Consider the following 9,492-nt stretch of genomic DNA (forward strand, 5'->3'; position numbering starts at 1 on the left):
GTTTTTTCCCAATCTGAATCCGAAATTTCAATTCCGTAGGCGAGGCAGTTTTCATCCATGCATTTTAATCTACCATCTCAGTAACCCATTTTTGATTGTAGCGTTTCAGATCCTGTGAACAGTTACCAAGGATCTGGCAATTTCTCAAAAGTCTGAATTTGTGGTGTGATTATTTCTGATACTGATGGGATTGTAGAAGCGGCTATATTTTCATTGCTAACCGAAACCACATTACTAGCGTAAGCAGCCGATACAAATAGTCCGCTAATGAACTGGAATATAACGAGAGTAATGAATGCCCAAAAGATGACTATGATTGTGAAAGTGAGTAGAGATTGCATATCCATAATTATTTCTCAACTAAGTATTTGTAATTTTCAACTGATTTACGCAAAGTGTTCTTAAGCCTTGTTCAAATATGAAGCGAATTTGAACACATCGTCTATTCAAGAGAGGACTTCACTCTAAATTTAGCGTAGCGTATCTTTGATTTAAGTCAGCCAAACTTCTCCGCTATTTTAAAGTTTATTTATAAAATAAACCAGATTTTAGTATTTACCTGTTTGAAGATTTCAAGTATTATATTTATGAACTTGTTTTCAAAACATAAACATTGATTTAAGTCTATGGTTAATATTTAATTGACTAGCTAATTCTTGAAATAAAAGATTATATCCAAACGAAAAATAAACGTATTCATCGTGATTAATTGAAAATATGCCCAATCCAACTACCGACTTAGTTCACTCCTACCTCAAAGAAATCGGACGCTACCCTCTGCTAACCCCTGAGCAAGAGATTACAAATGCTAGGCTTGTGCAGCAGATGATGGCGATTGAAGAACAGCGATCAAGTCTCGCACTTCAACTAAAGCGACAACCAACTGCAAGAGAATTAGCCGCTTCGCTTGGTCAAAGCGAAGCTGAAGTACAATCAATCATTCAACAAGGTCAAAAAGCTAAAGAGAAAATGGTGACTGCTAACTTACGGCTAGTGGTTTCTGTTGCGAAAAAGTACCAAAATCACAATTTAGATTTTCTCGATTTGCTCCAAGAAGGGGCATTAGGTTTACAAAAGGGGATCGAAAAGTTTGATCCCAACCGAGGCTATAAACTATCGACCTACGTTTACTGGTGGATTAAGCAGTCAATAACACGGGCGATTGGAGAAAAGTCTCGCACTATCCGTCTGCCAATCCATATCAACGAGAAATTAAACAAAATCAGGAGAGTACAGCAGCAACTGTCTCAGTCTTTGGGTCGTCCTCCAGTTGTAGCAGAAATTGCCGAATCCTTAAATGTATTGCCTAATCAAATACGGGAATATCTTCACGTTTCCCGCGCTCCAGTCTCGCTAGAAATGCGAGTTGGGGATGAGCGTGAAACTGAGTTAGCTGATATTTTACCGATGGATGGTATTTCCCTAGATGAGCAAATAACCCAAGAGCTTTTACACCAGGACTTGAGCGAGTTGCTGGCATTGCTTAAGCCAAGGCAACGAGAAATATTGACTCTACGTTTTGGATTGGAAGATAATCACCAACTAACCTTGAGTCAAGTTGCAAAACGCCTAAATCTTAGTCGAGAAACAATTCGTAAAACTGAACATCAAAGTTTGAAAATTTTGCGCTCTCATCAAAACAAGATTAAAGACTATCTTCTTAATTAGGACTAACTAAGGGTTGTTACATTGTAGTTTCATTTATATAAGTCGAACTCACTACTCCGAATGGCAAGCTTGAAAAGCTCTAAGCTATTTGAAATAAGGGTTACAGCTTTTAATGCCAATTGAGCATTAAGAGTAATGAGGAAAACCGCTAGATTTGACCTAACATTTAAGTAAAAAAAGTAACTAAAGCTACAAAATGCGATGTTTGAGCCAAAACGATAGAAGTGGTAATGCCACTCGATACCCGCCTTTGGCTCCATAAATTAATCCTTTCTGTTCCAATCCTGTAAGAGCGCCTTGAAAACCACCACCTCGTGAAAATTGGTGTTTCTGAAGATAGGGACGTGAATGAGGGCTATCAGTAGGATCAATCGCTAAACTTTCTAGTACCCGTGCCTGAATGGGAGGCAGCAGTAAAAGGAGAGATTCAAAGGTAACAGACAAATCTTCAACCAATCGTAACGTGCTGCAATATACGTGATGAAGTTGGATGAGTTTTGGGGAGGATTGGAGCGCAAAACTGGTTTGTTCATCCTGATAGAAGCAATGATAGTCGCTCCAAATTCGCCGCGCCAAAGCAATGGCATCTCCAACATGTCCTTGTGAATAGTTCAAAAACAGTTTTAAGGCATCGACTTCAAACTTTAAGTCTGCTGCTGCCATTGCTTCAACAGCCCAGGTTTGAATTTCTCGGTCTGGCATTGGGAGCAAGGAGACAAATTGAACCGAGCTATCTTCCACCCAATCTTCTGGAGTTGTAGCCAAAATAACGTAACTAACCCGGTTTTGGCGTTGAATTTCTTGTCGCAAATATGATTCCCATTGGCCTGCCCGATCCCAGGAGCGAATATGGGGAAAATTCTGAAAGACAAACACTACCCGACAGCTTAACTGTTCTGCCATCATCTGAGGTAAATTTAATAAGGCTTGTAGAATCAGCCATTCATCATTTGGAGGAACCTGCCAAGCCAAGCGGGTTTGATGTACGGTTGGTTGCTCTAATTGCAAGGGATAGGCACAAGTCCACTGCTGAAGAAAAGTTCGTTCTTCCGATGTGCCAAATATCTGCACAATCCCTGAAGCCATTAACTCTAAGAAGCGAGAAGAGGTAGTGGCTCGCAAGCAGTCGATCTCCAAAATCCTGGCTCCCATTTGCTGTGCGGCATAGCGAATCAACGCTCGCCGCCCACTTCCCGTCACGCCTGTGAGCATCAAATCTTGGTCAGCCGCCAAAATTTTACAGGTTTGCTCTAGCTCAGGCTGTCTGCCAATTAACCTTTGTGGTTTAAAAGCATCGTTCATCATTGTCAACTAATTCTCCTCACTTTGAGCCAACCTGAACTGAAAAACTATCTATTTTTCTCTAACAACGCCAGAAGAATTTTCGATGTATAACTGCTTGCACTATTTTCTAGTGCAGTGTCATGATATAAAAACTATTTTCTAGTGCAATTCATTTTACCCATGTCTGCTAACCTATCGCATCCTCAAGTTTATCAACCGGTTGAGAACCATGCCTGGCATACTATTGAGGCTCAAAAAACTCTTTGGCTACTCAAGAGCGATCGCACGCATGGTTTAACTCAGGAACAGATTGACCAGAATTTACAGCACTACGGTACAAACGAACTGGTCGAAACGAGTGGGCGATCGCCCCTGGAAATTTTCTGGGATCAGTTTAAAAACATCATGTTGCTAATGCTGATCGCCGTAGCAATTATTTCGATGGTTCTGGATGTGCGCGAATCTTTGGTAAAGGGACAGTTCATTTTTCCCAAAGATGCGGTGGCAATTTTTGCGGTGGTGTTTCTGAATGGATTATTGGGCTACCTTCAGGAGAGTGGAGCCGAAAAAGCACTGGCAGCCCTGAAAAACATGGCATCATCGAAAGTGCGGGCGATCCGCGAAGGTAAACTAGTGGAGGTGGAATCTAAAGAACTGGTTCCTGGCGACATTATGCTGCTGGAAGCGGGGGTTAAGGTTGCAGCAGATGGGCGCATCGTAGAAGCAGCGAACTTACAGGTGCGAGAATCAGCCCTCACCGGAGAGGCACACGCAGTTGAAAAACAAGCCAATGCCATCCTAAGAGAGGATGCGCCTCTGGGAGATCGGATCAATTTAGTGTTTTCTGGAACAGAGGTGGTGCAGGGACGAGCAACGGTGTTAGTCACAAACACTGGTATGCAAACCGAATTGGGCAAGATAGCAACTGCCCTGCAATCCGTCCAGACAGAGCCAACGCCTTTGCAAAAACGTATGACCCAACTGGGCAATACGCTGGTCACAGGATCATTGATTATAGTAGCGATTGTGATTCTGGGGGGGACATTGTTCAACCCCTCGCTGTTTGAGGAACTGGTCAAAGTCTCTCTCAGTATGGCGATTGCGGTTGTGCCAGAAGGCTTACCCGCCGTTATTACCGTTACTTTGGCATTAGGCACTCAACGCATGGTGAAGCGGAATGCCCTGATCCGAAAACTGCCTGCGGTGGAGACCCTCGGTTCTGTCACGACTATCTGCTCGGATAAAACCGGAACTCTAACCCAGAACAAGATGGTAGTACAAGCGGTGCATACCGCTAGCTACGCCATTTGTGTAACAGGCGAGGGATACAGCCCTGAAGGTGCGTTTTATCACCAGGTCAATGCCAGAGCAGGGCAAGAAATTTTAGTGGAGGCAGAACCAGAATTGCGATCGCTGCTTCTGGCGTGCGTGCTTTGTAATGATGCCGTATTGCATAAGGAGAATGGCGACTGGGCAATATTAGGCGATCCGACCGAAGGGGCGTTACTGGCAGTTGCCGGCAAAGGAGGGTTTCGCAAAGACCAAGAGGAGCAAGCGTTCTCGCGTATTGCTGAGTTTCCCTTTTCATCCGAACGCAAAAGGATGAGCGTTGTCGTGCAGGATACGTCCAACAAACTGGGAGAAAGCCTGTCAATCGTGTTTACCAAAGGTTCGCCCGAACTCGTTCTGGAACTCTGCACTCACATTCAGCAGGGCGATCGGCCTCAACTCATGACAGCACAACAACGGCAACAGATTTTAGAGCAGAATAATCAGCTTGCTAGCCAAGGGTTACGGGTCTTAGGTTTTGCTAGTAAGAACTTGACAAAATTATCAGACCGCGATTTTGAGGATACGGCTGAAACGAACTTGACCTGGTTGGGATTGGTGGGAATGCTGGATGCTCCCCGTCCGGAAGTGCGCGATGCAGTGGCGAAATGCCGTACAGCAGGCATTCGTCCGGTGATGATTACAGGCGATCACCAGTTAACCGCACAGGCGATCGCCCAAGACTTGGGCATTGCAAAAGTAGGCGATCGCTGCTTGACTGGGCAGGAACTCCAGAAGCTCACTCAGCCAGAACTGGAAGCACAAGTGCAACAAGTTAGCGTGTATGCTCGTGTCACACCAGAGCATAAGTTACGAATTGTCCAAGCTCTCCAGCGCCAAGGACATGTCGTTGCTATGACTGGGGATGGAGTTAATGATGCTCCAGCCTTGAAACAAGCAGATATTGGTGTGGCGATGGGTATTACCGGCACGGATGTCAGTAAAGAAGCTAGCGACATGGTGCTACTGGATGACAACTTTACCACAATCGTCTCGGCAGTTGAAGAAGGTCGAGTTGTTTACATCAACATTCGTCGCTTTATTCGCTACATCCTTGGCAGCAACATCGGTGAGGTATTGACTATCGCAGCGGCTCCATTGTTGGGGTTGGGTGGCGTACCGTTGTCTCCTCTGCAAATTCTCTGGATGAACTTGGTAACTGATGGACTTCCGGCTTTAGCACTGGCAGTAGAACCAGGTAGACCAATCGTCATGCAACAACCTCCTAAAGACCCAAAAGAGAGCATTTTTGCCAGAGGCTTAGGCTCTTACATGGTGCGGATTGGCATTATTTTGGCAGTGATAACTATCTTGATGATGGTCTGGGCATACGGTTACACTGCTCAGGTACAAAGTGAATTGTTAGATCGCAATCGCTGGCAGACTATGGTGTTTACTACGCTTTGTTTAGCACAAATGGGACACGCACTGGCTATCCGTTCCAACACGCGGTTAATGTTAGAGGTGAATCCCTTCTCAAATCCCTACCTTATCCTATCAGTTGGTGTCACCAGTATCCTGCAACTGATGCTTATTTATTTTGAACCATTCCGTTCCTTCTTCAATACTCATTACTTGAGTGGATTAGAGCTATTGGTTTGTGTTGGATTTAGTTCTCTAGTATTTGTCTGGATTGAAGCAGAAAAGCTATTTATTCGATGGTACGCCTCTCGTAAATACTCCAAAATATGAACAAAACAGCTTCACCTTTGGGTGTTCAGACTTACTCCCAAGGTAAAATCGCAATTGACCTGGAACCATGCATCTATGAGCAATTACAGAAACAATCTGTCAGCCCTTCTGAATTCATCCGCAGGTTAGTTGATTTCATTGCTACGCTAGAAAACAATAAAGAGAAATACAATATCAATCCTTACACCGAGAATTTCCATAGAGGAATCCACATCTTAGGTTGGCATGATTCTAAATTAGGAGTGTTTCCTGATGCAAATCTGGCATTGAAATGTTCCGAAGATCGCCCTTGTGCAGAAAATCCCAGAAAACAATTTTTTAGGAGCATACAATTAGCCTGGGAATTTGAAACCAAGTTAAACGAGCAAGAGAAACTGCTACTTCAGATTTGTCCCGCTTACTTGCATTTTCAAACTGGCGTTAGGAGTGCTTTATTTAAACGAGTACTCTTTATGCCAAAAATTGAGGGTATTCCATTGGGGAAAACAGAAACTGGATTTAGTCCTGAATTCTGCCAAACATTCAACATTCCTGATTTTCCGAAAATCCTTCGCAAATTCAGGTTCTCCTTGCATCGTTTCCTCGATCCCGAACAAAAACGTCAACTGCTCAAAATTCAGACTACATACTTATTTCAACGTTTGTTTCAAAGAGGAATTAAAATTTTTAGCTTGAATCAGAAAAACATTCTAGCCACATTAGATATTAGTGGTAACTCTGTTCGATACGTCATTATCGATCCGATCGCAGATTATTATTTACCAATTTCTCCTGCCTATAATGTCTTAACTTCTCAACTATGCAAGTTTAAATAAATTTACAACATCTTCCTAATTCCCCACGCCCCAATACCTGCAACCCCACACCCTTTCATCCAGCTATATCATGGCTTTGCGCCTAACAAGCGTGCCATTCGTACCGAATGCTTGAGAGATAGTCCACCTATGCTCACCTTACCGTCAATAATTTACCCTTGTTAATTCGCTACGAATTTAGGCAAAGCTGTACTAAGGGTTGTTAAACTCTAGTTTCATTTTTTATATAAGTCGAACTCGCTCTCCAAGGAATAAAAATAAGCCGCCACTGCTGTTAAAGATGCCTTCAATTGCCTCTGTCTGATTGCAATCGCGTACCTGCACTTTTCGGCGGCATTGCCTCTGCTTAATCTCCGGCGAAAAACCATCAGATTGTCGCTGTTTCAATCAAATGATGCATGAATATATTGATGCCAGAAACTATCCTTAAAAATAGAACACCGAAGAAAGAGCCGATGCCCAGCAAAACTATTGAAGTCAGAGAGTACACCGTTAGAGCGCACAAACGGGAAATTCACACCCGTGTTTTCAACTTCGTATGTAAGCAGTGTGAACAACCCACACAACGAGAAACCTTTGGTGCCCGACCGCTCTACTGTGAGCAATGCCGTCCGCCACAAGCACCCAAGAAATCAGTAGTCCCTCTCAAGAAGAGGAAACCCAGAGCTATGACTTACAAGAGTGGCAAAGACATAGCAGGATGATTTGTTCGCAAGAAAATTTCCTAACAGGGGTATAAGAATCATTGAAACAAAAAACTGGGTTAAACCTCATTAGGAAGGTGGATTAAATAAAATCCAGAAATTACTCATCCAATAATAGGCTGAATCTGTCCACTGAATTCTTCGTCTTCGATTCTATGACTTGCAAAGTTTTCAGGACAAACGGCAAAGCAATTCACTTAAATTGGAATTTAACTGGCGGATCTTGAGTGGTGTTATTTGGGGAAATTTTGCAAACTGAGTTTATGTCGCAACAGCTTACGCTATAAGCTATTTAGGAAAAAAGCCATGAACAAAAAAATCACCCTCAATCCCAAAGCTACATTACTTCAGCCTGGTAAGGGTTCCACATATCTAGTACTAGGTGATTTATACACCTTTCTCGCTGTGGGAGAAGATACGGGAGGAGCGTATGCGTTATACGAAATGGTAATGCAACCACAAAGCATTACACCACCTCACTCTCATGACCAAGCGGATGAAAGCCACTATATTCTTGAAGGTGAGGTTGAGTACCAGTATGACGAACAAACTACCGTCGCAACTCAAGGAACCTACCTCCACTTTCCCAAGGGGTTGCGCCATAGTTTCAAGAACATCGGGTCAAAGCCTGCTAAAGTGCTGACGATAGCGACACCTTCTGGACCTGAGCAGTTTTTTGCAGAAGTAGGTCAGCTAGTTAACCCTGAACAAGAGCGCAATGAAAACCCTCCTCCGAGTGCCGCCGACATCGAAAAAGCCATTGAAATTGCTTCGACAAAGTATGGGATAAAATTTTCTCTCTCCTGAGTGGTTAAAAACATCGAGCCAGAAGAGTTCTTAGCTTGCCACAGCGATGCCAATTTGTAGTTTTATGTCAGAAAGTGCTAGATAATACTAATCTAATGTCGTGCCATTTTTACTAGCCTTGTAGTTAGCGAACGCTTAGTAACTGGACAAAATCCCGCTTCAGCGCTCGGTGTTGCTGAAGATATAGTTCAGCTTTTAAAGTAAAACATACATTGAACGTTTGAATCTTTGAGGATAAAGTTTGTAATATGAACCTGTTACAATCACTCCGTGGCTCTGGAAAATCCGTTTGGCTTGATGGGTTTGAGCGAAACTGGGTGAGCAGTGGTCAGTTGCAACAAGCCATTGAAGAGGATGGGTTAAGTGGTGCACGCTCGAACTTTGAGGCGTTGAATCTTGCCATCCAGGGACATGCGTATGATCGCGACTTCAGTACGTTAGCACAGCTTGGAATGAGCCGGAGCGCTCGAGCAGATTATGAATACTTGCTGGTGCGAGATATGCAATTAGCGGCTGATCGGTTGAAACAAGTTCATACTCATACACAAGGAAGAGATGGCTATGTTCAAGTCGATCTGCCACCTGATACGCTATTTGAAGCTGAAACTGCGATCGCTGCGGCTCAAAAAATCTGGTGGGCTGTAGGGTGGAATAATTTATTGCTGAGAATCCCAGCAACTCGATTAATGTTGCCAGTGATTGAGCAACTGCTTCGCGAAGGTATGAATGTGAATGCTACGTTAGTGTTTTCTCTAAACGTATACAACCAGGTCTTTGACAGTTATCTCAGAGGATTAGAGAAGCAGATTCAGCGAGGAAAGTCCGTGAGTAACGGCGTTTGCTTTGCCAGTTTTGCCATTGCTCGGTGGGATGTGGCGATTAATCCACTCATTGCTCACTCAGAGACATCGTTTGGCATGATGCAATCCAGGCTACTCTATGAACACTATCAAAGTGAACGCCAGCGTTCGCTCCCTAAAGGGGCAAAGCCACTGCGGTTGGTGTGGGATTGCACAGATATTCCGCCTGAATGTGCATGGCAATATTTTCAGATAGCAACTCCTGAAACCCACATTCCGCACCCTAAACTGTCACAGAGAGAAATTACGGAGATAAAAAATCCAAATGAGCATAAAAACAAACATATTGAGTGAAAAAAGGCCTTTTAGAAACAGTAAATCACCAAAAATGGC

General features: G+C 43.5%; 7 protein-coding genes and 2 pseudogenes. 6 read left to right on the plus strand and 3 right to left on the minus strand.

The window, feature by feature from the left end:
• Positions 1 to 122: 122 nt before the first annotated feature.
• Positions 123 to 347, minus strand: a complete 225-nt coding sequence (locus LC608_RS35280; RefSeq protein ID WP_229557952.1) for a hypothetical protein — start codon at positions 345 to 347, stop codon at positions 123 to 125.
• Positions 348 to 717: 370 nt separating this feature from the next.
• Between LC608_RS35280 and LC608_RS35285 the strand changes: the two genes are divergently transcribed.
• Positions 718 to 1,668, plus strand: coding sequence for an RpoD/SigA family RNA polymerase sigma factor (locus LC608_RS35285; RefSeq protein WP_229557953.1), 951 nt, complete (start codon positions 718 to 720; stop codon positions 1,666 to 1,668).
• Positions 1,669 to 1,857: 189 nt separating this feature from the next.
• Here LC608_RS35285 and LC608_RS35290 read toward each other — a convergent pair whose 3' ends face one another.
• On the minus strand, positions 1,858 to 2,973 hold the full coding sequence (locus tag LC608_RS35290; RefSeq protein ID WP_229557954.1) for an ATP-binding protein: 1,116 nt from the start codon (positions 2,971 to 2,973) through the stop codon (positions 1,858 to 1,860).
• A gap of 159 nt (positions 2,974 to 3,132) precedes the next feature.
• On the opposite strand from LC608_RS35290, the gene LC608_RS35295 reads away from it, so the two are divergent.
• The 5 genes and pseudogenes from LC608_RS35295 to LC608_RS35315 form a co-directional block, all read left to right on the plus strand.
• On the plus strand, positions 3,133 to 5,973 hold the full coding sequence (locus tag LC608_RS35295; protein ID WP_229557955.1) for a cation-translocating P-type ATPase: 2,841 nt from the start codon (positions 3,133 to 3,135) through the stop codon (positions 5,971 to 5,973).
• Positions 5,970 to 6,788, plus strand: a complete 819-nt coding sequence (locus LC608_RS35300) for a hypothetical protein (RefSeq protein ID WP_229557956.1) — start codon at positions 5,970 to 5,972, stop codon at positions 6,786 to 6,788. The genes LC608_RS35295 and LC608_RS35300 overlap by 4 nt, the downstream gene beginning before the upstream one ends.
• Before the next feature lie 455 nt (positions 6,789 to 7,243).
• Positions 7,244 to 7,492: a hypothetical protein gene (locus LC608_RS35305; protein ID WP_229557958.1), complete on the plus strand. Its 249-nt coding sequence runs from the start codon at positions 7,244 to 7,246 to the stop codon at positions 7,490 to 7,492.
• 306 nt (positions 7,493 to 7,798) lie between these two features.
• Positions 7,799 to 8,299 (plus strand): cupin domain-containing protein, encoded by a 501-nt coding sequence (locus LC608_RS35310; RefSeq protein ID WP_229557957.1) that lies wholly within the window; start codon positions 7,799 to 7,801, stop codon positions 8,297 to 8,299.
• 248 nt (positions 8,300 to 8,547) lie between these two features.
• Positions 8,548 to 9,249: pseudogene (locus tag LC608_RS35315) on the plus strand (transaldolase family protein); the annotation flags it as partial.
• Positions 9,250 to 9,390: 141 nt separating this feature from the next.
• Here the strand turns inward: LC608_RS35315 and LC608_RS35320 are convergent.
• Positions 9,391 to 9,492, minus strand: a pseudogene (locus LC608_RS35320) (C4-dicarboxylate ABC transporter); the annotation flags it as partial.

The organism is Nostoc sp. XA010 (assembly GCF_020829625.1).
In the GTDB taxonomy this organism is placed as follows: Bacteria; Cyanobacteriota; Cyanobacteriia; order Cyanobacteriales; family Nostocaceae; genus Nostoc.